The 24,992-nt window shown below is 73.0% G+C and carries 23 protein-coding genes; 10 read left to right on the top strand and 13 right to left on the bottom strand.

What is annotated here, in order from left to right; all coding sequences use genetic code 11:
* Positions 1-8: 8 nt before the first annotated feature.
* Positions 9-1,421: an aldehyde dehydrogenase family protein gene (locus ACIBFB_RS09355; RefSeq protein WP_397228075.1), complete on the bottom strand. Its 1,413-nt coding sequence runs from the start codon at positions 1,419-1,421 to the stop codon at positions 9-11.
* Positions 1,422-1,481: 60 nt separating this feature from the next.
* Between ACIBFB_RS09355 and ACIBFB_RS09350 the strand changes: the two genes are divergently transcribed.
* Positions 1,482-2,105 carry a TetR/AcrR family transcriptional regulator gene (locus ACIBFB_RS09350; RefSeq protein WP_397228073.1) on the top strand — a complete coding sequence of 208 codons (624 nt, stop codon included), beginning with the start codon at positions 1,482-1,484 and terminating at the stop codon, positions 2,103-2,105.
* 42 nt (positions 2,106-2,147) lie between these two features.
* Here ACIBFB_RS09350 and ACIBFB_RS09345 read toward each other — a convergent pair whose 3' ends face one another.
* Entirely contained in the window at positions 2,148-4,475 is a 2,328-nt protein-coding gene (locus ACIBFB_RS09345; protein ID WP_397228071.1) for an FGLLP motif-containing membrane protein, read from the bottom strand.
* 548 nt (positions 4,476-5,023) lie between these two features.
* Between ACIBFB_RS09345 and ACIBFB_RS09340 the strand changes: the two genes are divergently transcribed.
* The 6 genes from ACIBFB_RS09340 to ACIBFB_RS09315 all read left to right on the top strand — a co-directional run bounded on the left by ACIBFB_RS09340 (position 5,024) and on the right by ACIBFB_RS09315 (position 10,971).
* Positions 5,024-6,511 (top strand): hypothetical protein, encoded by a 1,488-nt coding sequence (locus tag ACIBFB_RS09340; RefSeq protein WP_397228069.1) that lies wholly within the window; start codon positions 5,024-5,026, stop codon positions 6,509-6,511.
* Positions 6,508-7,827 (top strand): pyridoxal-phosphate dependent enzyme, encoded by a 1,320-nt coding sequence (locus tag ACIBFB_RS09335; RefSeq protein ID WP_397228067.1) that lies wholly within the window; start codon positions 6,508-6,510, stop codon positions 7,825-7,827. Before ACIBFB_RS09340 ends, ACIBFB_RS09335 begins: the two co-directional genes overlap by 4 nt.
* A gap of 1 nt (position 7,828) precedes the next feature.
* Positions 7,829-9,016: an aminotransferase class V-fold PLP-dependent enzyme gene (locus ACIBFB_RS09330; protein WP_397228065.1), complete on the top strand. Its 1,188-nt coding sequence runs from the start codon at positions 7,829-7,831 to the stop codon at positions 9,014-9,016.
* A gap of 49 nt (positions 9,017-9,065) precedes the next feature.
* Entirely contained in the window at positions 9,066-9,515 is a 450-nt protein-coding gene (locus tag ACIBFB_RS09325; RefSeq protein ID WP_397228063.1) for a carboxymuconolactone decarboxylase family protein, read from the top strand.
* A gap of 199 nt (positions 9,516-9,714) precedes the next feature.
* Positions 9,715-10,140, top strand: a complete 426-nt coding sequence (locus ACIBFB_RS09320; protein WP_397228443.1) for a VOC family protein — start codon at positions 9,715-9,717, stop codon at positions 10,138-10,140.
* Between the two features lie 135 nt (positions 10,141-10,275).
* Entirely contained in the window at positions 10,276-10,971 is a 696-nt protein-coding gene (locus tag ACIBFB_RS09315; protein ID WP_397228061.1) for an alpha/beta hydrolase, read from the top strand.
* Here ACIBFB_RS09315 and ACIBFB_RS09310 read toward each other — a convergent pair.
* From ACIBFB_RS09310 to ACIBFB_RS09285, 6 genes are all read right to left on the bottom strand, one after another.
* Positions 10,958-11,374, bottom strand: a complete 417-nt coding sequence (locus ACIBFB_RS09310) for a hypothetical protein (protein ID WP_397228059.1) — start codon at positions 11,372-11,374, stop codon at positions 10,958-10,960. The genes ACIBFB_RS09315 and ACIBFB_RS09310 overlap by 14 nt on opposite strands.
* A 159-nt stretch (positions 11,375-11,533) precedes the next feature.
* The gene (gene fahA, locus ACIBFB_RS09305; protein ID WP_397228441.1) at positions 11,534-12,748 is read right to left on the bottom strand and encodes a fumarylacetoacetase; all 1,215 of its coding nucleotides are present in this window, start codon (positions 12,746-12,748) and stop codon (positions 11,534-11,536) included.
* Between the two features lie 24 nt (positions 12,749-12,772).
* Positions 12,773-13,624, bottom strand: a complete 852-nt coding sequence (locus tag ACIBFB_RS09300; RefSeq protein WP_397228057.1) for a hypothetical protein — start codon at positions 13,622-13,624, stop codon at positions 12,773-12,775.
* The gene (locus tag ACIBFB_RS09295) at positions 13,621-14,826 is read right to left on the bottom strand and encodes a homogentisate 1,2-dioxygenase (protein ID WP_397228055.1); all 1,206 of its coding nucleotides are present in this window, start codon (positions 14,824-14,826) and stop codon (positions 13,621-13,623) included. The genes ACIBFB_RS09300 and ACIBFB_RS09295 overlap by 4 nt, the downstream gene beginning before the upstream one ends.
* A gap of 46 nt (positions 14,827-14,872) precedes the next feature.
* Positions 14,873-16,564, bottom strand: coding sequence for an FAD-dependent monooxygenase (locus ACIBFB_RS09290; protein ID WP_397228053.1), 1,692 nt, complete (start codon positions 16,562-16,564; stop codon positions 14,873-14,875).
* A 146-nt stretch (positions 16,565-16,710) separates the two neighbouring features.
* Positions 16,711-17,670 carry an MBL fold metallo-hydrolase gene (locus tag ACIBFB_RS09285; protein ID WP_397228051.1) on the bottom strand — a complete coding sequence of 320 codons (960 nt, stop codon included), beginning with the start codon at positions 17,668-17,670 and terminating at the stop codon, positions 16,711-16,713.
* A 272-nt stretch (positions 17,671-17,942) separates the two neighbouring features.
* Between ACIBFB_RS09285 and ACIBFB_RS09280 the strand changes: the two genes are divergently transcribed.
* Positions 17,943-18,482 carry a MarR family winged helix-turn-helix transcriptional regulator gene (locus ACIBFB_RS09280; RefSeq protein ID WP_397228049.1) on the top strand — a complete coding sequence of 180 codons (540 nt, stop codon included), beginning with the start codon at positions 17,943-17,945 and terminating at the stop codon, positions 18,480-18,482.
* 67 nt (positions 18,483-18,549) lie between these two features.
* Positions 18,550-19,608 (top strand): aminotransferase class V-fold PLP-dependent enzyme, encoded by a 1,059-nt coding sequence (locus ACIBFB_RS09275; RefSeq protein ID WP_397228047.1) that lies wholly within the window; start codon positions 18,550-18,552, stop codon positions 19,606-19,608.
* Positions 19,609-19,632: 24 nt separating this feature from the next.
* On the opposite strand, the gene ACIBFB_RS09270 is transcribed toward ACIBFB_RS09275, so the two are convergent.
* The 5 genes from ACIBFB_RS09270 to ACIBFB_RS09250 all read right to left on the bottom strand — a co-directional run bounded on the left by ACIBFB_RS09270 (position 19,633) and on the right by ACIBFB_RS09250 (position 23,673).
* Positions 19,633-20,505 carry a hypothetical protein gene (locus tag ACIBFB_RS09270; protein ID WP_397228045.1) on the bottom strand — a complete coding sequence of 291 codons (873 nt, stop codon included), beginning with the start codon at positions 20,503-20,505 and terminating at the stop codon, positions 19,633-19,635.
* Entirely contained in the window at positions 20,502-20,774 is a 273-nt protein-coding gene (locus ACIBFB_RS09265; protein ID WP_397228043.1) for a hypothetical protein, read from the bottom strand. The genes ACIBFB_RS09270 and ACIBFB_RS09265 overlap by 4 nt, the downstream gene beginning before the upstream one ends.
* Before the next feature lie 67 nt (positions 20,775-20,841).
* Positions 20,842-21,633 carry a hypothetical protein gene (locus tag ACIBFB_RS09260; protein ID WP_397228041.1) on the bottom strand — a complete coding sequence of 264 codons (792 nt, stop codon included), beginning with the start codon at positions 21,631-21,633 and terminating at the stop codon, positions 20,842-20,844.
* Positions 21,634-21,930: 297 nt separating this feature from the next.
* Positions 21,931-22,125, bottom strand: coding sequence for a DUF1918 domain-containing protein (locus ACIBFB_RS09255; protein ID WP_397228039.1), 195 nt, complete (start codon positions 22,123-22,125; stop codon positions 21,931-21,933).
* Positions 22,126-22,392: 267 nt separating this feature from the next.
* Positions 22,393-23,673 (bottom strand): GNAT family N-acetyltransferase, encoded by a 1,281-nt coding sequence (locus ACIBFB_RS09250; RefSeq protein ID WP_397228037.1) that lies wholly within the window; start codon positions 23,671-23,673, stop codon positions 22,393-22,395.
* 212 nt (positions 23,674-23,885) lie between these two features.
* Here ACIBFB_RS09250 and ACIBFB_RS09245 point away from each other — a divergent pair, with 212 nt between their 5' ends.
* A complete protein-coding gene (locus ACIBFB_RS09245; protein WP_397228439.1) occupies positions 23,886-24,896 on the top strand; it encodes an N-acetylglucosamine kinase in 1,011 nt (336 codons plus the stop codon).
* The last annotated feature ends 96 nt before the right edge of the window (positions 24,897-24,992 follow it).

Raw genomic sequence — 24,992 nt, 5'->3', positions numbered from 1 at the left:
GGGCCGCTTCAGAGCATGCGGCGCAGGATGCGCTCCTTGAGGTCGGTGATGGGCGCGTAGGCGACCCGCATCGTGTCCAGGACGAGGGACTTGTCGAGCACCGACTTGGTGTGCGAGAAGGTGTCGACGGAGGCCGCCGCGTGGTAGGCGCCCATGCCGCTCTCGCCGACGCCGCCGAAGGGCAGGTCGGGGACGGCCAGGTGGGCGACCGGCAGGCCGAAGGCCAGCGCCCCGGAGGACGTCCGGGCGGTCAGGCGGCGCTTGGTCTCCTCGGAGTCGGTGAAGGCGTACAGCGCCAGGGGCTTGTCGCGCTCGTTGACGAAGGCGATGGCGGCGTCCAGGTCGGGGACGCGGATGACGGGCAGGACGGGGCCGAAGATCTCCTCGGCCATGACGGGGGCGTCCGCCGGGACGCCGCCCAGCACGGTCGGGGCGATGTACAGGGTGTCGCGGTCGTGGTCTCCCCCGGCGACGACGGTGCCGGAGCCGAGCAGCGCGGTGAGCCGGTCGAAGTGGCGTTCGTTGACGATCCGGCCGTAGTCGGGGCTGGTGCGGGGGTCGTCGCCGAACATCTCGGTGATGGCGGCGGCCAGTTCGCGCTCCAGCCCGTCGGCGGTGTCGCCGACGGCCAGGACGTAGTCGGGGGCCACGCAGGTCTGTCCGGCGTTGGTGTACTTGCCCCAGGCCAGTCGGCGGGCGGTGGTCGCCAGGTCGACGCCGGGCTCGACGACGGCGGGGCTCTTGCCCCCCAGTTCGAGGGTGACCGGGGTCAGGTGTTTGACGGCGGCGGCCATGACGATGCGGGCGACGGCGCCGTTGCCGGTGTAGAAGATGTGGTCGAAGTGCTGTTCGAGCAGCGTGGTGCTCTCCGGGACACCGCCCTCGACGACCGCGACCGCCTCGGTGTCCAGGTGGCGCGGGAGCAGCTCGGCCAGGGCGGCGGAGGTGGCGGGGGCGAGCTCGCTGGGCTTGATGAGTGCGGTGTTCCCGGCGGCGATGGCGCCGACCAGGGGCGCCAGCGACAGGTTCACCGGGTAGTTCCAGGGGGCGATGATCAGGACGGTGCCCAGGGGTTCGCGCACGCGGCGCGCCTTGGCGGGGGCCAGGGCCATCGGCACCGGGACGCGCTGGGGACGCAGCCAGGACGCGAGGTGCTTGAGGGTGTGGTCGATCTCGTTGACCACGAACCCGATCTCGGTGGTGTGCGCCTCGACGGGGCTCTTGCCCAGGTCGGCCTTGAGCGCCTTCTCCAGGGTGGGGCGCTCCTCGGTGAGCAGGCGGCGCAGGGCGCGCAGCTGCTCGCGGCGCCAGGCGATCGGCTTGGTGCGCCCGCTGGCGAAGGCGGCGCGCAGGCGGTCGACGATCCCGGGGATCGCGGTGGTGTCGGTCAGCGGTTCGCTGTGGGCGTGGGTCTCCGTCATGGGCTCGATACTAAACGAAATCGTTTCGTTTCCAACAGGCCGTGCGCATAGGATTCCGGCATGACCACCGACCATCTGCCCGGCGCGTCCGGCGCCCCCGCGCGGGGGCGGCCACGGGACGCGGCCCGGGACCGCGCGCTGATGGACGCCACGCTCGCCGAACTGCAGCTGCACGGGTACAGCGGACTGACCACGGCGGCGGTCGCCAAGCGCGCCGGGGTCTCCACGGCCACGCTGTACCGGCGCTGGCGGTCGAAGGAACACCTGGTGGTGGGGGCCGCGCAGGCCTGGGCCGAGGACCTGGGGCCGGACCACGACACGGGGAGCCTGCGCTCGGACCTGGGCCGGGTGCTGCACGACAAGGCCCGCGCGCTCGACGGCCCCTCGGGGCGGCTGTTGCGGGCGGTCGTGGGCGAGGCCGCGCACAACCAGGCGCTGGCGGACGTGCTGTTCGACGCGTACGTGATGCCCCTCCAGAACCGGGTGGCGGCGCTGCTGGACCGGGCGGCCGAGCGCGGGGAGATCGCGCCGGTGGAGGACCCGGTGGTGGTCGGGGAGATGGTGATCGGGCCGATGGTCACGCACACGTTCCTCATCCCGCACGTGCCCGGCGCCGACCCGGGCGCGGACATGGCCGACCGCCTGCTCCCGTACCTGCTCCGGGCCCTGGGCGCGAAGGAGTAGCCGGTCGGCGACGGGACAGGCCCGCCTGCGGCCGGCGGCCGGTCAGTCCTGTCGGGAACCCTCCTCGGTCAGTGCGGCGGAGGTCGGATCCGCGTCGACCGGCTCGGCGGGCTCCGCGGGCTCCGCGGGCCCGACGGGACCGGCGTCGCCTTCGACGGCGGGGTCGGTGCGCGGGGCCTCCTCCGGTGCGTCGGCCGTGTCCCGAGGGGCCGCCGTCGGCGGCTCCTCGTCGGCCTCGCCCCCTTCGGGCTCCGCGGGTTCCTCGCGGTCCGTGTCCACCGGGCCGGGAGCGGGCTCAGGGGACGTCGGCTCGGGATCGGCGGGCACCGGCTCCGCGGGGCCGTCCTCCGGGGCGGCCCCGTCCGAGCCGGCATCGGTCCGCGCGGCCTGCGCGGGCTCGGCCGCGGCCGCCTCCGCGGGCGTCGACGCGGACACCGCGACGGGCTGGGACACCGCCACGGGTTGGGGCACCTCGACGGGAGCACGGCGGGCGCGCCAGACGAAGAAGGCCCACACGACCAGGGACAGGACGCCGAAGCCGACGAAGAGCGCGGCCGTCGACAGGAGGGACTCGGGCGTGGTCTTGCCCGCCACCTGGTCGGGGTGCATGTGGAGCAGGTAGACGAAGACGAACAGGCCCGGGACGAACGCCAGCGCCCAGTGCGCCCGCCCCCAGCGCCAGAGCCGGTGGCCGTCGAGGAACCGCATCGGCAGCAACCCGAAGACGACGGTCTGGACGCCCATCACGGTGGTGGCGAACAGCGCCTTCTCCATGAGCAGGACCCCGAAGGGCGCGCCGCCGTCCTCGACGACCGCGCTGAGGGAGTTCCAGAACAGGTAGCACACGACGCTCAGGGCGAGCACGGTGAAGGCGCCCAGGCGGGTGGCGCGGCCCTCGTTCTCCCGGACGAAGCCGTCCCGTTCGGCCTCGGGCAGGTCCACCTTCGCGGCGCGGTCGGCGACGGCGGCGAACCCCGCGATGAGGCCGTAGAAGTAGCCGGGCTCGAAGTCCGCCGCGGCGGAGGCCGCGGAGCACACGGCGACGATGGCCAGTCCGGCGGGAAGGACCTCGAAGCGCCCGGGGACCTGGGACCACGCCCAGTCGCGGGCGTTGACCACCCACGCGTAGACGACGGTGACGGCGAACACGGCGATCAGGAGGGCGAGGAAGTCCAGCAGCGGCGTCGCCTCGGGGTCGGGGTTCCAGTTGAGCAGCACCGGCAGGGCCGCCGACAGGATCCAGAAGACGACGAAGGCCGTACCCGCGGACAGGGTGAGGAAGGCGCGGCGCTCGCCGCGGCGGCCGGTGACGAAGGCGCGGAGGCGGTGCCACCACCCGCGGACGCGCCCCTGGTTGCCCTCGATCGACTTGTTGAAGATGTCGGAGGGGAAGCCGACCAGCAGCCACACGACGCCGATCGCCGCGGCGGTGACGGCGACCGCGACGAGGAGGGTGACCGGGTCGGTGCGCAGGTCCTCCAGACGGGGGACGCCGTCGCCGTCGCCGTCAGCCTCGGCCCGTGCGATCGGCGGCGGCTCGACCGCGGGGGCGGCGTACCCGTTGATGACGGGCACGGTCACCTCCCAGAGGGCGGGCTCGGCGTAGCTCAGGGTCAGCAGGTGCAGGCCCGGTTCCGCGTCCTGCGGGAACACGACCCGCGCGTCCTCGTCCGTCCCGGTGACCGTCGCGGGCTCCCCGTCGAGGTCCGCGCGCACGTCGGCGATGTCCAGGTCGGTCACGGGGTATCCGACCGGCCCGTCGGTGGGGATCTCGGCGAGGCTGAGCGGCACGCGCCCGTTGTCCACGACCGGACCGAAGTCGACCGCGGTGGGGAAGTCCAGGCCGAAGGGGAGGACGTCCGTGCCGAACTCGACGAAGTACGAACCCTCGCCGACCGGCACCCACGTGTCGTCGGTCGTCAGGCATTCGACCGTGATCGTGACCGTCTCCCCCGGGGGCGCCTGGAGCGGCTCGTCGATCTCGATGACGAGGTCGTCGGGGTCGGCGTAGTACACGGTCGGTTCGGGGACCGGGACGTCTTCGCGCCCTTCGCCGACGGGAATCGCGCCGTCGAGCCGCACCCCCCTGCTCCCGTCCGCGGAGGGGCCTTCCGCTCCCTCGGGGAGGGCGCAGGCAGGAGCGTCCCTGACCACGATGGTCTTGACGATGGACGAGGTCGGCGCCCACAGCAGGTGCTCGTGCGTCGTCACCTCCCGCGCCGCGTGCTCTGCCTCGGGGGTCTCCTGGAGTTCGGGATCCGGCGTGAACTGGTCGATGAAGGGGTCGATCGTGGGCGCGACCGGGTCGGTGTCGGTCGCCGCGGCCCGAGCGCCGCCCGGTCCGAGGACGAGCAGGGCGGCGGCGAGCACGGCCGCGCCGCGGCGTGCCGGGCGCGGGACGGACAGGACGCCGATCCGCCCGCCAGCGGGTCGGGACCGCGGCGGGGAGGCGCGGTGGGCGGCCCGGTCTCCTCTCCCACGCCCGCGAGGACGGGGAACGGCGTGCGCACGGTCCCCCCTCGTGTGGTGGGACCTGCGTGGACTGTGCGATGAGGGCATTTCGGGGGATCTCCCATCGGACGACGGGTGTGGACCTGATTATGACCAGCGGACCGGGTGTTGACAGGCGATTGGCCGAAAGGGGACGCCGACCGCCGTCGGGGTTGCGCGGGGAGCGCCCGTCTGGGCCGCCTCGTCCGGAGGTCGCGCCCACGGCCCGGCGCCCGCCCCCAACCCCACCCCGAATGTGACCCTGGTCACAGTTTGCGGGGGTCGCAGTACCGTCTTCCTCGACAGACCTCCCCCGTGACCGCGCTACCCCGTGTGAAGCCGCGGTCATGCGGGGGTAAGGCACGCGGCAACTGGAAAGGAGTCGGGAGGACTGTCGAGAGTGTTCCGCTCTGGGGAGGAAGAGCCGGGTGGACGAGGCCCCCCTGTACCTGCGACCGCGGCTGGAACCCCCGCTGGCGCCCCTGCTGGGCTCGTCCGACCTCCTGCACACCCTGACCGACGCGCTCGGCTCCCCCCTCGACGTCCTGTTGCCCGACCGGATCGCGGAGAACGCCGAGCGCTTCGCCGACGTCCGCCGCACACACCGGCTGGGCGGACGCGAGTTCTTCGCGCACAAGGCCAACCGTTCCGGCGCCCTGGTCCGGCGGCTGGCGGCGACCCGCGCGGGCGTCGACACCGCCTCGGTCGGCGAACTGCGGCACGTGCTCGGCGCCGGGTTCACCGGCGACCGGATCGTCGCCTCCGGCCCCAAGGACACCGACTTCCTGTGGCTGGCCGCTCTGGTGGGCGCCACCGTCCACATCGACGGCCGCGCCGAGTTGGACGCCCTCGCGGGCCTCGTCCGCGACCACCGGCTGACGCCGGTACGCGTCCTGGTCCGGCTGTCCGGATTCACGGCGCCGGGGGTGGCCGTCCGGTCGCGCGAGAGCCGCTTCGGCGTGCCCGCCGCCGCACTGGACGGCATCCTGGACGACCTGGACCGGCACCGCGACGCGGTCGAGCCCGTCGGCACGGCCTACCACCTGGACACCGTCAGCCTCGACGAGAAGGCCGTCGCGCTCGAAGGCTGCCTGTACGCGATGAACGCGCTGCGCGCCCGGGGGTTCCAGCCCCGGATCGTCGACGTCGGCGGCGGGTTCGGGGTGGGCTACGTCGACGACCGCGACGGGTGGGACCGCTACACCACCGAGCTGACCCGCGCCGTCCTGGGCGAGCGACCGCCGCTGACGTGGGGCGGGCACGGCTACGGCCTGCGCGCCGAGGGCGGCACCGTGCGCGGCTCGCTCGGCCTGTACCCCGCCTACCGCCCCGACGCGGGCCCCGCCTACCTGGACGCCCTGCTGTCGCGCACCGCGCCGACCCTGGGCCGCGGTCTGGGCGCCCTGCTGCTGGAGAACCTCTACGACCTGTACGTCGAACCCGGCCGCGCCCTGCTCGACCAGTGCGGCCTCACCCTGGCGCGCGTGCTGGAGACCCGTCGCACGGAGACCGGCGCACCCATGCTGCGGCTCGCCGCCAAGGCCACCGACATCGGTCTGGAGGACCACGGCGTGCTCGTCGACCCTGTGCTCCTGGACCGCGGGAGCCCCGGCCCGGACCGCGGCGGACCCGGCACCGGGGAGAAGGAGCCCACCGGGGTGTTCCTCACCGGCAGCCTGTGCCTGGAGAGCGACCTCATCACCCGCCGCAGGGTCTTCCTCCCCCGCCGGCCCCGGCCCGGCGACCTCCTGGCGTTCGCCAACACCGCTGGCTACTGCATGGACTTCGGCGCCACGCACGCCCAGCGCCAGCCGCCGGCGCGCAAGGTCGCCGTCGACGGGGAACCGGGACGCTGGCGGTGGACCCTGGACGAGCACTACTCCCCCGTCTCGCGTCCGGAAGGGAGGGCGGCGTGAGGTACGACAGCATCACCGACGCCATCGGCGACACCCCGCTCGTGCGCATTGACCCGGCCGTGCACGGCCTGCGCAACATCGACCTGTACGCGAAGCTGGAGATGCTCAACCCGTTCGGGTCGGTCAAGGACCGGGCGGCGTGGAACATGGCGCGGCCGGGGCTGGCCGGGGCACGGCGGTCGGGCGCCACGGTCGTGGAGCTGTCCAGCGGCAACACGGCCAAGGCGCTGGCGGCCATCGCGGGCATGCACGGACTGCCGTTCCGGAGCGTGACCAACCGGATGCGGGTGCCCGAGATCAAGGACCTGCTCCTGCTGCTGGGCGCGGAGATCGAGGAGCTGCCGGGGCGCACCGAGTGCCTGGACCCGACGCTCACCGACGACCCGCTCACCCTCATCCACCAGGAGCTGTCGGCCCCCGGCAGCGCCCACCTGCACACCGACCAGTACTTCAACCCGGGCAACGCCGACGCGCACGCGGCGGGGACGGGGCCGGAGATCGTCGCCGACCTGGGCGGACGCGCCCCGGAGTACTTCGTGGCGTGCGTGGGCACCGCAGGCTCCTCCACCGGGGTGGCGCGGGTGCTGCGCGCGCACGACCCGGGCACGCGCGTGGTCGGGCTGGTCGGAGCCAAGTCGGACTTCATCCCGGGCATCCGCACCATCGACGAGGTGCACGAGGTGGGGCTGTTCGACCCGGCGGTCTACGACGCGATCGAGGACGTCGGCGCCGAGGACGCGGTCGAGGGGATGCTGACACTGGTGCGCCGGTGCGGGATCCTGTCCGGTCCGACGGGCGGCGCGGCCTACTTCGGAGCGGTGCGCCACCTGCGCGGGGTCGACGCGACGCTGACCGGGCGGGCGAGCGCCGTGTTCATCGTGTGCGACCGGTGCGAGAGCTACCTCAGCTACGTGCGGCGGCTGCGCCCGGATCTGTTCCACCGGCCGCCCGCGGCCAACTCCGTGGCGAGCCTGACCGAGGAGGAGGTCCTGGCCGCACCGGCGCTGGAGGCGGACGCGGCACGCACCTGGATCGCTCGGGAGCGCCCGCTCGTCGTCGACCTGCGCAGCCCGTTCGCCTACGCGGCGCTGCACATCGAGGGCTCGATGAACATCGTCGACGAGCTCTTCGACGAGATGCTGCGCGGCGGACTGCCGTTCAGCACCCGGCAGCCCGTGCTGCTGGCGTGCCCGGTCGGCGAGCAGTCGGCGCGCTACGCCGCCCTGCTCACCCGGATGGGCCACCCCGCCGTGCGCAGCCTGGCCGGGGGCATCATCGCCTGGCGCGACGCGGGCGCCCCGCTGGTGCGTGACTAGCGTGGGGCGGCCGTGGGAGGAGCTCGGGGACTGGCAGCGGTCGCTGCGCGGGCAGTTCCCGATCATCACCGGCCGCCCGGACCTGGCCTACCTGGACAGCGCGGCCACCTCGCAGAAGCCGCGTGCCGTGCTGGACGCGGTCCAGGAGTACCTGGTCACCGGCAACGCCAACGCCGGACGGGGCACCTACCCCTGGGCGAACGCGACGACGGCGACGGTGGAGCGCACCCGGGAGCGGGTCAAGGCGTTCCTCGGAGATCCGGAGCCCGCGCGGTCGTCCGTGCACTTCGTCAGCGGGACGACCGAGGGGCTGCGCAGGGTCGCCCTCGACTGGCTGGCCGGGCTGCTGGAGGACGGGGACGAGATCGTCGTGCCGTTCGCCGACCACCAGGCCAACCTGTCGCCGTGGCTGGAGGCGCGCGACGCGCTGGAGCGGTGCGGGGTCGGGGTGCGGGTGGCGGAGATGCCCCGGCAGGCCGGGTCCGGCGACTACGACACCGGCGCCTTGGCCGCGCTGGCCGGGCCGCGCACGCGGTTCGTGGCGCTCACCCACGTGCACCACGTGTACGGGGGCGACATGAACGTCCGCCGGGTGCGCGAGGCGGTCGGTCCGGACGCGGTGATCTGTCTGGACGCGGCGCAGAGCGTGGGGCACCTGCCGGTGTCGGTGGCCGAGCTCGACGTGGACTTCGTCGTCTTCTCCGGGCACAAGGCGCTGGCGCTGCCCGGGAGCGGGGCGGTGTGGGCGCGGCAGGCCCGCGGGCCGCGCTTCACCCCCGGCGGGTGGGACGGCACGCCGAACACGGCGGGGATCGTCAGTCTGGCGGCGGCGCTGGACTGGTTGGACGCGGCCGGTGTGGAGCGGATCGACCGCTGGTGCGCGGGCCTGGCGGCGCGGCTGACCGAGGCGTTGGGCGTACTGCCCGCCTTCGAGGTGCTGGGATGCCAGTTGAGTCTGGCCGAGGACTCCGCCGTGCCGCGGCGCTCGTCGATCGTCGCGTTCCGGCACGAGCGGATCGACTCGGGTGACCTGGGGTTCATCTTGTACAGCCGCGGGTTCATGGTCCGGTCGGACAGCCACTGCCAGGCGGGGGCGGAGCCGAGAGACGGGTCGGTGCGGGTGAGCCTGCACGTGTACAACACACCCGAGGAGATCGACGCGCTGGTGGCGGTCCTCCGGGAACTATGAACATGGAAACCACTCCCATTGCGTCACCCAAAGCGCTAATCTCTCCACCATGAGTGACGTTGCGATCGGACCCCGCATGGAGCCGCGTCAGGTGGCTCCGCAGTTGAACACGGCCCTGGCCGCCCTCCTCGACAAGGCGGTGGGCTTCCTGGACCCCCTGCTGACCGAACTCGTCCTGGTACGGGCGGCCCAGCTCACCGGTAACGCCCACGGCGTCGACCAGCGCACCCAGATCGCGGTGGGCAAGGGCGAGAGCGACCGCCGGCTGCACGCGATCGCCGTGTGGCGGCAGACCGACCTGTTCACCCCCAAGGAGCGGGCGGCGCTGGACCTGGTCGAGGCGATGACCGTCGCGGGGCGCGGGCCCGTGCCCGACCGCGTGTGGGAGGAGGCCAGGGCGCGGTTCAGCGAGGGCGAGCTGGCGCACCTGCTGTTCTCCATCGCCTCCGCCAACGCGGTGAACCAGGTGGACGTGGCGGTGGGTCGTCGACCGGAGTGATCCGGGTCCCGGACCTCCGCGGATGCCGCCCCGGTCCCCGGTCCGGGGCGGCCTGCGCGTCCACGGGTGCGGGGCCGCGGATCCCCGAACCGCGCGGCGCGGGCCAGGGCGGCGCGCGGTTCACGCGGTGGTCGCGCACGCGTCCCGCGCCCGATCGTCGGCCATCCGACCTATGCTCCGGGGCATGACGATTCAACGGATGGACCACGTCGGCGTCGTCGTCGACGACCTCGGAGCCGCCATCGCCTTCTTCGCCGAACTCGGCATGGAGCTGGAGGGCGAGGCGCCGGTCGAGGGACGGTGGGTGGACCAGGTCGTCGGGCTCGACGGCGTCCGGGCCGACATCGCCATGATGCGGACCCCGGACGGCCACGGCCGGATCGAGCTGACGAGGTTCCGCGCTCCGACGGCGATCAGCGCCGCCCCGGAGGACGCGCCGCCGAACACGCTGGGCATCCGTCGCATCATGTTCGCCGTCGACGACGTCGACGACGTCCTGGCCCGCCTGCGGGCCCACGGCGCCGAACTCCTCGGCGAGGTGGCGCGGTACGAGGACAGCTACCGGCTCTGCTACGTCCGCGGCCCCGAGGGCATCATCGTCGCCCTGGCACAGCAGCTCGCGTGAGGCCCGATGCCCGCGCCCTCCCGACACGGGTCGACACGGGCACTGCCGGGCCCGGACGGGTCGACCAAGAAGCGACGGGTTCTGCTGTCAGCCGAGACCTCACCCATCCCACGACGATGGCGGCAGGATCGTCCCATGCGGCCGATCTTTGTTCTCGTGCACAGTCCCGCCGTGGGCCCCTCCACCTGGCGCCCCGTGGCCGAGCACCTGACAGCGACGGGACACCGGGTGCGGGTGCCTTCCCTGCTGCATGTCGGTGCCGGAAGGCCTCCCTTCTGGCCCCGCGTCGTGGACGCCGTCCGCGACGCTCTGCGGAAGGTCCCCGTCGACCACCCCGTCGTACTGGTGGCGCACAGCAACGCCGGCATGTTCCTGCCGGTGATCCGCTCGGGCCTCGACCATCCGGTGACCGGGTCGACCTTCGTCGATGCCGCGCTGCCGGCCCGGATCGGACCGACACCCGTCGCCACACCCGAGTTCCTGGAATTCCTGCGTCCCATGGCTGCGGACGGCCGACTGCGGCGGTGGACTGACTGGTGGGACGAGTCGGACCTCGCACCCATGTTCACCGACCCGGAGGTCAGGCGAACCGTCACCGAGGAGCAGCCGACCCTGCCTCTGTCCTACTACGAGCAGCGCATCCCGGTCCCCGCCGGCTGGGACGACCACCCCTGTTCCTTCGTGCTGTTCAGCCCTCCGTACGGCGACCTCGCCGCCGAGGCCCGTGCACGCGGCTGGCGCGTGGCGCACCTGCCCGGCGCGCACCTCCACCAGATCATCGACCCCGCTGGAACCGCTCGCCTCCTCGTCGAGCTCTCTACCGAGGCCTGATCCCCCGTGGACGCACGCTCCCGTGGTCGTCCCGGGTCGCCGCGGTCAGCCAGACGGCGGCCTCGTGGGCCTCGCGGACGCGCTCCTCGATGGCGGCCCGCGCCGCGTGCAGGGCGGGATCCCCACGGAGGTCATGCGACAGCGGCCCCGCGGGCTCGGAGCCGGTGCGCGCGACCAGGTCGGCGTCGTCGTCCGTGCCTCCGGCCAACCGGGAGAGCTGTTCCCACTCCCGATGCGCGGTGGAGGCCGCGTCCACCGGGCGCATGTACTCCCCGATCCGGGTCAACCGCCGGCTCGCCTCGCGGATCCCGACGGCGTCCTCGCGCAGACCCCGCAGCATGTCCGCCGGGAGGGTGGGGTCGAAGACGGGGCGTGGGCCGTCGCGGTGCTTCGTGAGCTTCATCGGGGGACCGGGGCCTTTCCTACCGCCGCGCACCGGTGGTGCGCGACGGACCTTCGACGCCGGGGACGCGCACACGGTTGCCCGAACGGGAGAGCCGGAGGGACCGCGTGGCGGCCCCGCGCACGTCCGCCCGGGGTGCGCGGGGCCGCGGTCCGCGGGTCAGCGGGCGGGCAGGATCCGGCCGGTGACTTCGCCGAAGTGCACACGGCTCCCGCCAGGCCCCGGCGCGGTCGCGGTGATGACCACCTCGTCCCCGTCCTCCAGGAACGTGCGCTCGGTCCCGTCCGGCAGCCGCAGCGGCTCCTTGCCGCTCCACGTCAGCTCCAGCAGGCACCCGCGCTGATCGCGCTCGGGACCGCTGACCGTGCCGGAGGCATACACGTCGCCGGTCCGCAGCGACGCCCCGTTGACGGTCATGTGCGCGAGCTGCTGCGCGGCCGTCCAGTACATCGTGGCGAACGGCGGCCGCGAGACCACGTGGCCGTTGATCCGCACCTCCAGGTCCAGGTCCAGCCCCCAGGGCTGGCCGCCGCGCAGGTAGGGCAGCGGCTCGGGGTCCTGGGCGGGCTGCTCGACGCGGGCCGACTCCAGCGCGGCCAGCGGCACGACCCACGGGGAGACGGAGGTGGCGAAGGACTTGCCCAGGAACGGCCCCAGCGGCACGTACTCCCAGGCCTGGAGGTCGCGGGAGGACCAGTCGTTCAGGAGGAACGCCCCGAACACGTGGTCGGCGAAGTCGTCCACGCCGACCCGTTCGCCCATGGCGGTGGGCGTGCCGACCACGAACCCCACCTCGGCCTCGATGTCCAGCCGCGCGGAGGGCCCGAAGAACGGCACGGGTTCGGTGGGGGGTTTGCGCTGCCCGGTGGGGCGCACGATGTCGGTCCCCGAGACCACGACGGTGCCGGACCGGCCGTGGTACCCGATGGGCAGGTGCTTCCAGTTGGGCGTGAGGGGCTCCTGGTCGGGACGGAACATCCGACCGACGTTGCTCGCGTGGTGCTCCGAGGCGTAGAAGTCCACGTAGTCGGCGACCGTGAACGGCAGGTGCAAGCGCGTCCGGGACCGGTCGACCAGGTGCGGGCGGAGCGCGTCGGCGTACGCGGGATCGGTGAACCATGTGGTCAGGGCGGCGCGCACCGCATCCCAGACGGGTCTCCCGGCGGCCAGGAGGGCGTCGAGGCCGGCCCCTGAGACGGTGTCGGCGAACGGCGCGCCCAGGGCGCGGGCGGCCGCGCCGAGGTCCAGGACGTGGCCGCCGATCGCCACACCGACGCGCGGCGCGGGGTCGGGGTCGGTGCCGAACACCCCGTAGGGCAGGGTCGCCAGGCCGAACGGCGCGTCCGGGTCCAGGTCGAGCCAGGTTTCGGGCATCATCGCTGCTTTCTGTGGTGGCGGTCAGTGCGGCCGGGCCTCGGGGACCAGCGCGCCGAGCACGACCAGGTCCTCCAGTGGTTCGACGACACTGCACGTGCCGAAGGAGAGGAACCGCGCGCGGACCGCCTCGGCCTGGCCGGGGGTCAACCGGGCGGCGGCGTCGACGAGTGCGGCCCCGTCGCGGTCGGACAGGATCCCGGCCAGGTCGTCGGTCCCGGCTCCGTCGAGGGCCGCGGCGGTGGCGACGAGCAGGTTGAGGAAGCCGTGCTGCTCGAAGCCCTCGGCGGTGGTGTTCCGGACGGCGTGGTGCAACCCCGCGGTGCACTTGAACGGAAGGGCGCGGGACACGGCCGCGGCCGTGAACGCGGCGAGTTCGGCCTCGTCGGGGTGGGCCCCGGGCGTGAGCCCGCCGGTGCGGAACTTGGCGCTGTGGCCGGTGCCGGACAGGGCGTCCAGGTCCGCGTGCACGTCCCCCTCGCGGGAGACCTCCACGAACCCGGACGCGCCCGGCGGCAGGTGGCGGGTGAGCTGTCCGGCGACGGCCCCGACGGCGCCGGGCGCGGCGGCGGCCTCGACCCCGACCAGGCGCAGTGCGGGGTCGGCGAGCACGGACTCCACGGCGGAGCCGATGCCGTCCGGGCCTCCGGGGACGGTGACCGCGACGGCCAGGGGACCGGGAGCCGCTTCCTCCCGGGCCAGGACGGCGCGCAGTTCGGCCACGCGGCCGTCGGCGACCAGGAACGGGCCGACGTGGTCCGCGCGCCACCCCGAGCGGTACTCGCGGTGGGCGGGCACCGCCTCGCCCATGGGCGCGTTGCCGGGCGGGAAGAGCGCGGCGTCGTCGAACAGGCGGCGGTAGAGGGGATGGCTCACCGCTCCCTCCTCCCTCCGGCCCAGGTCCAGGCGTAGCCGCCGTCGTCGCTGGCCAGGCCGCCCTCGCCCAGGTCGAGCGGGCGGAAGGTGTCGACCATGACGGCGAGCTCGTCGAAGAAGTGGACGCCGACGCTGCGCTCGTAGGCGCCGGGCTGGGGTCCGTGGGAGTGGCCGCCCGGGTGCAGGGAGATCGACCCCTGGCCGATCCCGGACCCCTTGCGGGCCTCGTAGTCGCCCCCGCAGTAGAACATGACCTCGTCGGAGTCCACGTTGGAGTGGTAGTAGGGCACCGGGATGGACTCGGGGTGGTAGTCCACCTTGCGGGGCACGAAGTTGCAGATGACGAAGTTGTGCCCCTCGAACACCTGGTGGACGGGCGGCGGCTGGTGGACGCGGCCGGTGATCGGCTGGAAGTCGTCGATGTTGAACACGTACGGGTACAGGCACCCGTCCCAGCCCACGACGTCGAAGGGGTGGGCGGGGTAGGTGTAGCGGGTGCCGGAGATGCCGCCGGGACCGCCGCCGCGGTGCTTGATGAGCACGTCCACGTTCTCGCCGTCGGCGAGCAGCGGCTCGGAGGGGCCGCGCAGGTCGCGTTCGCAGTAGGGCGCGTGTTCGAGGAACTGCCCGTAGCGCGACAGGTAGCGCTTGGGCGGCGAGATGTGGCTGTTGGCCTCCACGACGTAGGCGCGCAGGGGCCCGTCGCCGGTGGGCACCCAGCGGTGGGTGGTGGCGCGCGGCAGGACGACGTAGTCGCCCCGGCCGACGTCGAGGGCGCCGAAGACGGTCTCCACGCGGGCCTCGCCGGACTCGACGTAGACGCACTCGTCGCCGATGCCGTTGCGGTACAGCTGCGAGGGCGCCCCGGCGACGACGTAGGAGATGCGCACGTCGTCGTTGCCCAGGACCAGGCGGCGCGACTCGACGACGTCGGCGGCCTTCCAGTCCTGGTCGGCGAAGAGCGAGTGCAGCTTCAGGTGGCGGGGCACCATGGGCGCGTTGCGGGTGCGGGTCAGGTCGGGCAGCTCCCACTCGGCGGCGTCGACGATCGCCGACGGGATCGCCCGGTGGTACAGGAGCGAGGAGTCGCTGGAGAAGCCCTCCTCCCCCATCAGCTCCTCGTAGTAGAGGCCGCCGTCCGGGGTGCGGTGCTGGGTGTGGCGGGTGCGGGGCACCTCGCCCACCTTCCGGTAGTGGGCCATGGTGGTGATCTCCTTACCGTGGTCGTCGAGCCGTGGCTGTTCGGGATCAGCGGGTCGTGGTGGTCTGCGGGTGGCGCGCGGGCGGGGCGGTCCGGCCGGGGGCGAGTCCGAGGGCGGTGCGCACCGCCGTGTGGACGGCGCCGGGGTCCGATCCGGGGACCACGGCGGCCACGTGGGCGTCGGGGCGCACGATCCACACCTGTCCGGGTTCCGGGTCCAGGGCACGGGTGAGGGCGCCGGTGGTGTCGACGTCGGCCAGGTACAGGGCGGTGCTCGGAGCGGGACAGGCCCGTTCGGCGGCGGCGCGCACCCGGTCGAGGAGGGCGTCGGGGTCCTCGCCCTCGGGGGCGGGGCCGAGCAGGAGGGTGATCCCCTCGCGGAGCAGGATCCGCACGCGGGTGGGTTCCTCGGCGCCGGGGAGGGCGGCGGGGGCGTCGGGCAGGACGACGCCGGGGCAGGGGTCGGGGACCTGGCCGCGCGGCGGGCGGCCGCCGAAGGGGCGGTCGGGGCAGGGGGTGGTGAGCGCCGAGTCGGTGTACCAGAAGGGTTCGGCCAGGCGGCCGGAGTCGACCTGGGGGTGGGCGGCGGGGTCGGTGAGGGCGCGTTCGAGGACGGTGCGCCGCCGGTCGTGCTCCGCGGGGCCGTGGGGGACGAGGAAGCGCATGGTGGCGCTGGTGATCTCGGCGTTCTCCAGGGCGGCGGCGTGGCGCTCGGTGTGGTAGCTCTCCAGAAGGTCCTCGCCCGCCCACCCGGCGCGCACGTAGGCGAGCTTCCAGGCGGCGTTCTCGGCGTCCTGGACGCCGGAGTTGAGGCCGCGGGCGCCGAAGGGGGCGACCAGGTGGGCGCAGTCGCCGGCGAGGAGGACGCGCCCCGAGCGCATGCGGTCGGCGACGCGGGTGTGGAAGCGGTACACCGAGTGCCAGACGATCTCGTAGGGCGTGTCGCCGATGATCTGGCGGATGCGCGCGTCCAGGCGGCCGCTGTCGCGTTCGCGGTCGAGGTCGAAGTCGGCGGGGACCTGCCAGTCGACGCGGAAGACCGAGTCGGGGCAGGGGTGGATGAGCACCTGGCGGCCGGGGTTCCATTCGGGGTCGAAGTAGAAGCGGCGTTCGCGCTCCCATCCTGGCAGGTCCGCGCGGATGTCGCAGATGAGGAAGCGGTCGTCGAAGGAGGTGCCCTCGAAGCCGAGCCCGAGGGCCTCGCGGACGACGCCGCCGTGGGCGCCCAGGCAGGCCAGGGCGTGGGAGCCGCGCAGCGCGGTCTCGCCGTCGGGGGTCTGGCACCGTACGTCGACTCCGTCGTCGTCCTGGGCGATCCCGGTGACGTGGTGGTTCCACAGGACCTCGATGCCCGTCTCGGCCATGAGGCCGTCGAGGACCTCCTCGGTGCGGGACTGGGAGATGTTGACGAACGGGGGCAGGGGCGAGGCGCCCGGGTCGGGGAGGCGGACGCTGAAGAGCTCGCGGTCACGGTAGAACGTGCGGGCGGTGTCCCAGGTCAGCCCCTCCTCGGCGATGGTCCCGGCGCCGAGCCAGTCCCACACGTCCAGGACGTCGCGCTGCTGGCAGATGGCCTTGGAGCCGACGGCGTCGCGTTCGGGGCGGGTGTCCAGGACCCGCACGGGCACCCCTCGCCGGGCCAGGAGCAGGGCCGCTGTCTGGCCGACCGGCCCCGCGCCGAGCACCAGGACGGGATCGGCGGCGGTGTCGGCGGAGGGACGTGGAGCTGGAGGGCGCATGGTGGGCTCCGTTCGGCGTGGGGCGCCCGTGCGGGGCGCGCTGGTCGCTGGGCGATGGGCAACGGCGGGGGGAACGGGTACCGCGCCGGAGGCGTCCGGGTGTCCCGCTCCCCCTGCGGAACGGCCTCTGGGCGGTGGTGGGCGGGTCAGCCCTGGAGCTGCGCCCAGACCTCGCGGTCGCGCTCGGCGGTCCAGACGACGGGTCGCTCGATGCCGGAGAACTCGTCCCACAGGCGCGAGACGTCGAAGGGCAGGCAGTGCTCGAAGATGGGCCAGTGGCCGTAGGTTCCCTCCAGGGCGGCGTGGGCGGCCCGGAACGCCTCCTTGAGCGTGCCGCCGCGCTCGTGGACGGCGCCGACCTCGCGGATCATCGTGGTGAGGAAGCCGCGGGTCTGGGCGATGGCGGCGTCGACCGCGGCACGGCCGCGCGTGACGGCGCCGCGGCCGCCGATGAGGACCTCGGCCTCCAGAGCGGCGACGCGGTCCAGGGTGGTCCCGGCCCAGTCGTGGTGGAAGGAGTCGCCGGTGTACAGGGCGGCCTCGGCCTCGACGAGGTCACCGGCGAAGAGGATCCGCTGCCTGGGCAGCCAGGCGACGATGTCGCCCTCGGTGTGGCCGCGCCCGAAGTACTCCAGGACCAGCTCGCCCCGGTCGCCGCCCAGGTCGATGGTGGTGCGGTCGGCGAAGGTCTGGGTGGGCCAGGTCAGGCCGGGGACCGAGTCCGGGTCCTTGGCCAGGCGGGGCATGCGCCCGAACTCGCTGGCCCAGTCCTCCTTGCCGCGTTCGCGGATGAGCTCGCGGGTCTTCTCGTGGGTGAGGATGATGTCGGCGTCGAAGGCGCTGGCGCCCAGGACGCGGACGGCGTGGTAGTGGGAGAGCACGAGGTAGCGGATCGGTTTGTCGGTGTGCTCGCGCAGGAGGGCGAGCCAGTCCCGCGCGGCGGCGGGGGTGGCCAGGGCCTCGAAGGCGACGACGAAGTCCTCGCCCTCGATCGCGCCCACGTTGGGGTCGCCCTCGGCGGTGAGCGCGTAGACGCCGTCGGCCAGGACCTCCAGTGTCTGCTGCTTGGCCTCGGTGTCGGCGGACGAGGCGAACGGCTTGGCCATGGTCGATGGACCCTTCACTCGCTCACGGACGGCGACTGGCCGCCCAATTGATCAAACCTTTGATGATTCTGACCATAACGTGCCCCGCACCACACGGCCAAGAGGGCCACGGCCCATCGTCCAGTGATGCAGATCACAACACGAGCGTACCCATCACACCCCGCACGGGCCGCTCACCACGACTCTCGCCCCACCACGCGTCCCCAGCGCCACACGCGCGACGGGCACGCGTCGGCCGCTCCGCGCGCGAGCCCAGGTACTAGGCTGATCGGGTGACCCATAACACCGCTCCCCCCAGCGATCTCACCTTCTGGTCCTTCGTCGACTACGCGGTGCAGAAGGCGGAACGAGAGCTGCCCTCCGTCGACGCGGAGGCGATGCGCATGGTCCTGACCCTCAACCGCGCGACGAGCATGGTCATCTACGATCTGGAATCCTCCGTCCACCGGCCCAGGGGTCTGACCTGGCCGGGCTTCCGGGTGATCTTCGCGCTCTGGCTGGCCGGGCCGATGGAGGCCAAGACCACCGCCGAGATCTCCGGCATGAGCCGAGCCGCCCTCTCGGCCCTGCTCAACACCCTCGAACGCGACGGGCTCATCGTGCGCGAACGCGCCGAACACGACCGCCGCGCCCTCCAGCTCAGCCTCACCGAGGCCGGCTACGGGGCGATCCTCGGCGGTTTCCGCGCCCACAACCGACGCGAGAGCGCCTGGGCCGAGGCCCTCGAACCCGACGAACGCCGCGAACTGGTCCGCCTGCTCAACAAGCTCATGGCCGGATCCACCACCGCACAAGCCAAGTTCCGCAGCTGACCCGGGCACACCACTTCGGGCCCGATTGGCCCTTGAGCCGCCCCTCGACGACTGTTTGCATCTGGGCATGGACGACACCAGCCGTGCCCGCCTGCACGCCGCGCGACAGCAGTTCTCCCCCGAGGTGACCTACCTCAACACCGCCGCACACGGGCTCCCGCCCCACAGGGCGCGGCGGGCCCTGGAACGGTTCGCCCACGACGTGGCCGCGGGCCGCTTCCAGCCCAAGGACGCCGACGACGTCGTCGCGTCCGCCCGCTCCGTCTACGCCCGCCTGGTCGGCGTCCCCGCCGAGCGGATCGCCGTGGGCACGCACGTCTCCCAGTTCGTCGGGACGATCGCCGCGAGCCTGCCCGCCGGCTCGGAGGTCCTGGTCGCGGAGAACGAGTTCACCTCCGTGGTCTTCCCGTTCATGTCCCGGGAGCCCGACGGGATCCGCGTGCGTGAGGTCCCCCTGGACCGCCTGCCCGAGGAGGTCGGTCCGACCACGTCCCTGGTGGCCGTGGCGGCCGTCCAGTCCGCGGACGGCGCCGTCGCGCCCGTGGCGGACCTGGTCACGGCCTGCGCCGACCACGGCGCGCGGCTGATGCTGGACACGACCCAGTCGTTCGGCTGGCTCCCCCTGTCCGCGGACCGTGTCGACTTCACCGTGTGCAGCGTCTACAAGTGGGCGCTCGGGCCGCGCGGCGCCGCCTTCCTGACCGGCACGCCCGGGGCACTGGCCACGCTGCGCCCGCTCGCGCCGAACTGGTTCGCGGGCGCCGACCCGTGGGGCTCGCTGTACGGAGGGCCGCTGCGGCTGGCCGACGCGCCGCGCCGCCTGGACCTCGCGCCGGTGTGGCCCGCCTGGTACGGGCTGCTCCCGGCGCTGGAGCTGATCGAGGAGGTCGGAGTGCGGACCATCCACGCGCACGACACCGCTCTGGCCGACCGGCTGCGGACGGCGATGGGTCTGGAACCGGCCGGGTCGGCGATCGTGTCCCTGGAGGTCTCGGAGGAGGCGGCCCGCCGCGCGGCACAGGCGGGCATCGCCACCTCCGCGCGCGCCGGTCGGATGCGGGCGTCCTTCCACCTGTACAACGACGAGGACGACGTGGACCGCCTGGTCAAGGAACTGCGCTCATAGCGCGACGACCGTCCCGTCCATGACTCACCCCACCGGACCCGTCCCCGACGGAGCGTCCAGCCGCCGAAGCGCCTCACCGAGCCCGAAGGCCGAGGCGGGGTTGTAACGGCGCTGCACCGGCCATGCGGCCAACCGAGGTGAGTCCACGGGGACGAACCCGCCATCGAGTTCGTCCCCGTGGTCGGCGCCGGTCTCCCCGTTGACCTTCACCTGCCCGGTGATCCTGGCGGCCACGTCGACGTCGTCCACCCTGGCCAGCATGGGCAGTACGAGCACTCCGTTCAGCGCGTTGAAGCCCATGCCCAGGGTCTCCAGTGAGAAATGGGGGCTCTCCAGAAGCATGCGGGCCTCGGGAATGCCGTAGAACCAGCGGGGATCGGCTCGGCGCTGAAGGGTCATCCGGTTCAGTTCGTCGTAGCCGTACAGCTCTTCGAGGTATTCCTTGAGGAAGTTGTAGTACAGCAGCCCCACCGGACGCCCGTCGGAACTTCCCACCACCGGCATCAATCCGAAATTCGGGGTGACGGACTTGGCGCCGCCGAACGTGGAGGTCTCGTGGGAACGGGTGTGGACCGCGACCTGGTAACCGTCGCCGCGGCGAAGCGCGAGCACCACGGGACATCCGACGGGGAAGGGCTTGACCGCGGCGGCCTGCGCGGTCTCGGCGTCCAGGAACGCCTCGTCCCGGAGCGGCAGGCCATTCATCCGTCCGCGCATGATCGCGCTGAAGGTCTCCTCCTCCAATCGGATGAGATTGCTCGCCACCTCGTAGTAACGGCATCGCTTCACATCGACCACCGGACCCGAATCACTCAGATCGAGGTAGTCGAAATAGAGTGCCGGTTCGCCGAAGAGCCGTTGTCCAAGCTCTTTCTGCGCCGGAGGAGGTCCGCTCACACGGGAAAGCTCTGCTCATGGCCGAGCGCGAACCGGATGAGCGGGTCGCGCTCAGGCCGCACCGGCGCACTGGTCAGCCACTCGTGTCTGGTGATGACGGGGACGCGCACGTCGTAGTCGCCGATGCGGCAGTTGTAGAGGCTGGCCAGAGTCCCCCGCTGCTCATGGTAGGAGATGAGCCAACGGTGCACGCGCTCGGTCGAAAGCGCCGCCTTGCGCCGGTCGACGGCACGTTGGCGGATCTTCTGCGCGACAGGCGTCTCAGCCAACTGGTACCCCCGGTTCAGGACCGCGCCAAGAATAGCACCGAGAAGGAAAAGAAGAATGTCTCTCCACTCAAGATCCACCGGGGCCCTCCCACGACTCCCGCAGGAGACCCGACGACGCGGGGAACCGACACCGCCCCGCGTCGTCGACCTCTTCGTACTCCCGACGAAACAGCCGTTCGACCTCATTCACCTCAGAGCGCGACAGAACAACCTCGTTGCTCACATAGCGATACCTTTGAGGTCCGCGAACGAGGCTCGCGTGCAGGCCGGAACCCAGATGCCTCATCATTTTGAGGCGGCGCTCGGAAAGCCAGTCCACGGATATGCTCGGACCCCCGACCGGCACGGCCCACGCGACCGTCATCCCTTCGTAGGGAATTCCCCAGTGGGAGAAGATCTGAGGGAAGATCGAATCCGCATGCGCCGCAAGGTGCTCATAGGACACACAGACGGCGGAATCAGAACTCCCCCTGGCCGTCCGGCACAGGTCCAGTGCATGCCGGTAGGCGACGCTGAAGAGCTCAACGTCCCTGCCCCAGCCCATACGGCGCCATGAATTCAAGCACTGGACCGGGTCGCGAAACAGGAAGAGGAGCCGAACCGTGACCACGTCCTCGACGGATCGAAACGGATCGTACCGGCATTCGGCCGGCGAACGCCGACCGAATGAGGCCTTGTAGAAGAGAACGGGACGGTCGCAGAGGCGATCGTAGACACCGTAGTCGACGTGACCGTCACGAAGGGTGCTCTTCATCGACCACGTGGCCGTGCGAACGTGGGGACTCTGAGACATGAGATGAAGGAACGCCGTCGTACCACTTCGCGCGACACCGATCAGCATCCTGAGTTCGGGGCGCACGCGCCGAGGAGTTTCCCATGTCCCTCTTCGCCCGGCATCGATCTGTCCGCATCAGACCAACCCAGGCCGGAACGAGTGTCACTGGTCCGTCCGGGAGCCGATGCGTGCCCCGCGCGCCGTGCGCGATGCGGACCGGGGCACCGCCGAGCGGGGCCGAAACCGGTCCGCCGACCGCCCTGGAATCGCCCGCGCGCTCCGCGTTCCCCGAGTCCGCCCCGGGGCCGCGGGACAATCGAGCCAGGACGCGCCGGGGGCGCGGTGGGCCAGGCGCGCGGGCCTGTCCCCGCGCCCCCGACCTCAGTCCATGGGGCGACGCTGCTCGATGACGCAGTCGGGGCCCGGGAAGATCAGGGACTCGTGCCCGTCGTCGAACCGCACCCGGTAGGGCGGTTCGCCCTGTGACCCGCGGACCTCGATGATCTCGCCGACGTGTTCTCTCATGCCGACGACCCGGCCCTTGATCCGGACCCGGTCCCCCACAGTCGCGTGCATGTCTCCAGCTCCCCTGCGCCCGTCGCCGGCTCCGACCGTCCACGGCTGGCGGGCGGTCCCGATCGCGGCTCGGGTCGGCCGTGGACCGAGCCCCACCGCTCCGGACATCGCCCTCCGTGTCAGTTTGGAAGCTCAGCGTTGTGATTGACGGTGGAGGCCTACCCGGGACACGTCACCTCCACACCCGGCCCGACCCGTTCGGGCCGGGTGGTGACCAGCGGTTCGGTCGCCCCGGCGGCCCGTGAACGCCCCCAGCCCCCCGACCGCCTAGAAGATCACGCCGCACACCGGCGCGTGGGCCACCCGCAGTGCCGCGTCCAGTCGGGCTGCCGCGCCCAGAGTGTGCTCGGTGGCCACTCCGGCCGCCACCCGGGCGGAGAGAGTGTGCTGCCCCAGGAAGGCGGCCCCGAGATGGGACACGTCCAGGGACAGGTCGGGGGCCTCGTCGGTGAGCTCGACGTCGGCGCCGACCTCGTCGGCCTTGATCCGCCACCGCCCGGCGTTCCACGGCGCGTACCGGTCGGCGACCTCGACCACCGCCTCGACCGGCACCGCGTAGGGGCGTTCGGCCAGGGCCGCGGGCACGTCCACCAGCCGCATCCACAGGCCCGTGGTCGGCACCGCGCTGATCCGCTGCCGGTCGGCCAGCAGGTTCCACAGCGGGTCGTCCACGGCGGTGTTCTCCACGACCACCTTGGCGACCAGGTCACGGTTGAACACGTGGTCGTACAGGGCCACGCGTGCGGCGGGCGTGCCGGCGACCAGCTCGTGCACGCGCAACTCGCTGTGCCAACCCGCCTGGTCGTACTCGGCGCGGGTGCGGTACAGCGCGTACCCCTGCGGGCCGTCGGCACTGCTGACCAGAGCGACCTTCAGACCGCCGAAGCTCCCGCGTGCCTCGGGGGTGTCGGCCAGGACGCGGTCCCACCACACGTCGGCGCGCTGGAAGCGGGTGAGCTGGGTGGGGGCGAGCTTCCGGAACACCTCGACGACGCGGTCGCGCACCTCGTCGACGTAGTGCAGCCGCAGGTTCAGCGCCGGATCGCGGGGAGCGTCGGGGACGAGCCGGGCGTGCGGCCGGGCGACGGTGAGCTCGGCCTCCATCGAGGCCGCGCCGTAGCCGAACCGGCCGTAGATGCCGCCCTCGGACGCCCACAGCGCCGCGAGGCTCTCGCCCCGGTCGCGCAGGTCGCGGAGCTGGCGACGCATCAGCGCGCTCAGCACGCCCTTCCTGCGGTGCGTGGGCCACACGCCCACACCGGAGACTCCGGCGACCGGTCGCGGACCGCCGGGCATCGTCATCTCGAACCGGAAGGAGTTGACGGACCCGGCGACCTCGTCGCCGTCCACGGCCACGAGGAAGCGGTCGTAGCCGTGGGCGTCCATGAGCGGGCGGAGCCGTTCGGTCCGTCCCTGGGGGCTGTCGGAGGCCAGGAGAGCCTCCCCCACCACCCGGGCGACGCTGGGGAACTCGTCACGGTCGATACCGCGTACCGTCCAGTCCGGGGCGGGGACGGGCGTCGGGTCCGGTTCGGAAGTCTTCGTCATGACAGCCTGACTATCAGGAGCGCCCTTCACGTGGCCACCCGTTTTTCCTCCCGCGCCATCACCGGACGGAGCGTCCAGCAGCGAGGGCCGGACCCCGCGGAGGAGTAGCCGACTTCGCGGTGGGGCACCTCTACGGTGTGACTCCTCCTTCTGCGCCCCAGCGACAGCGATCCCGGTCCGCGCGCGGAGGCCCCGCGCGTCTCGTGGTGGGGGTGGACGCGGGCGGCACGACCACGCGCGCGCTCGTGGCCACCCTGTCCGGCGAACGGCTGGGCGAGTCGTGGGCGGGCGGGGCCAACCCCAACACCCACGGCGTGATCCGCGCCGCCGCGCAGCTGACGGAGGCCGTCGAGGGCGCGCTGGACCGGGCCGAGCGCTGGGCCCGCCAGGAGGTCGTGGCGACGGTGATCGGGCTGGCCGGTGTGTCGGCGCTGCGCGACCCGGACGTGCGCGCGCGGATGGAGGAGGCCCTGGCCGAGGCCGGTCTGCCTCCTGGGACGGCGGAGTTCACCGGGGACGACGAGGTGGCCTTCGCCTCGGGCACACCGCTGCCCGACGGGACGGTGCTCATCGCCGGGACCGGGGCGATCGCGACGCGGATCGAGGACCGTCGGCGCACCCGGTCGGCCGACGGGATGGGGTGGCTCATCGGCGACGACGGGTCGGCGTTCTGGATCGGGCACCAGGCCGCCAAGGAGACCGCGCGGCAGCTGTCCCGGGGCGGGGAGCTCAGTCCGCTGGCGCGCACGGTGGCCAAGCGGGTCATCCCCGGCCAGCGCCCGGCGGGCGGGGACGACCACCGGCCCGAGGAGCACGCCCGCAACTTCGCCCGCACGCTGACCGAGGGCCCGCCGATCGCGTTGGCGACGCTGGCTCCTCTGGTCAGCCAGGCGCACACCGCGGGTGACCCGGCGGCGCACGTGATCGTCGAGGCGGCCGCCGGACACCTGGCGCACACGGTGCACCAGGTGCGCACACCGGGGGAACGGACCCCGGTGGTGCTGTCCGGCGGGGTGCTCACGCACTCGGAGCCGGTGCGAGCCGCGCTCACCCGCAAGTTGGCGCTGGGGTCGTCGGGGACGGAGATCGCCATGGCCGGGTGCACGGCGGGCGGGGCCGCGTGGCTGGCGGCCGTGCGCGCGGGTGTGTCCGGCGCCGACCGCGCGCTGCACGAGGTGTTCACCCGGGTGGGGCGGCGCGGCGGTCGCAGCGACGCCGCCTGACCCGCGGCACGGTGCGATGGCGCCCGCACCCGACGGCCGGCCCGGCCCGCCGCCGGCCCTGACCGCGGTCGGCGCGAGGGTGGCGCACCGGCGCGG

Origin of the sequence: Nocardiopsis sp. NPDC050513, assembly GCF_044457925.1 — a bacterium.
GTDB lineage: Bacteria > Actinomycetota > Actinomycetes > Streptosporangiales > Streptosporangiaceae > Nocardiopsis.
The sequence above is the reverse complement of the archived record's forward strand: the minus strand, read 5'-3'. Positions and strand labels throughout refer to the sequence as shown.

Excerpts from the sequence above, each read along its gene's own strand:
- ACIBFB_RS09255 (WP_397228039.1), bottom strand. The coding sequence starts at position 22,125 with ATGCACGCGACTGTGGGGGACCGGGTCCGGATCAAGGGCCGGGTCGTC.
- ACIBFB_RS09320 (WP_397228443.1), top strand. The coding sequence starts at position 9,715 with ATGGACCACGTCGGCGTCGTCGTCGACGACCTCGGAGCCGCCATCGCC.
- ACIBFB_RS09315 (WP_397228061.1), top strand. The coding sequence starts at position 10,276 with ATGCGGCCGATCTTTGTTCTCGTGCACAGTCCCGCCGTGGGCCCCTCC.
- ACIBFB_RS09290 (WP_397228053.1), bottom strand. The coding sequence starts at position 16,564 with ATGCGCCCTCCAGCTCCACGTCCCTCCGCCGACACCGCCGCCGATCCC.
- ACIBFB_RS09350 (WP_397228073.1), top strand. The coding sequence starts at position 1,482 with ATGACCACCGACCATCTGCCCGGCGCGTCCGGCGCCCCCGCGCGGGGG.
- ACIBFB_RS09355 (WP_397228075.1), bottom strand. The coding sequence starts at position 1,421 with ATGACGGAGACCCACGCCCACAGCGAACCGCTGACCGACACCACCGCG.
- ACIBFB_RS09310 (WP_397228059.1), bottom strand. The coding sequence starts at position 11,374 with ATGAAGCTCACGAAGCACCGCGACGGCCCACGCCCCGTCTTCGACCCC.
- ACIBFB_RS09250 (WP_397228037.1), bottom strand. The coding sequence starts at position 23,673 with ATGACGAAGACTTCCGAACCGGACCCGACGCCCGTCCCCGCCCCGGAC.
- ACIBFB_RS09325 (WP_397228063.1), top strand. The coding sequence starts at position 9,066 with ATGAGTGACGTTGCGATCGGACCCCGCATGGAGCCGCGTCAGGTGGCT.
- ACIBFB_RS09295 (WP_397228055.1), bottom strand. The coding sequence starts at position 14,826 with ATGGCCCACTACCGGAAGGTGGGCGAGGTGCCCCGCACCCGCCACACC.
- fahA (WP_397228441.1), bottom strand. The coding sequence starts at position 12,748 with ATGCCCGAAACCTGGCTCGACCTGGACCCGGACGCGCCGTTCGGCCTG.
- ACIBFB_RS09285 (WP_397228051.1), bottom strand. The coding sequence starts at position 17,670 with ATGGCCAAGCCGTTCGCCTCGTCCGCCGACACCGAGGCCAAGCAGCAG.
- ACIBFB_RS09275 (WP_397228047.1), top strand. The coding sequence starts at position 18,550 with ATGGACGACACCAGCCGTGCCCGCCTGCACGCCGCGCGACAGCAGTTC.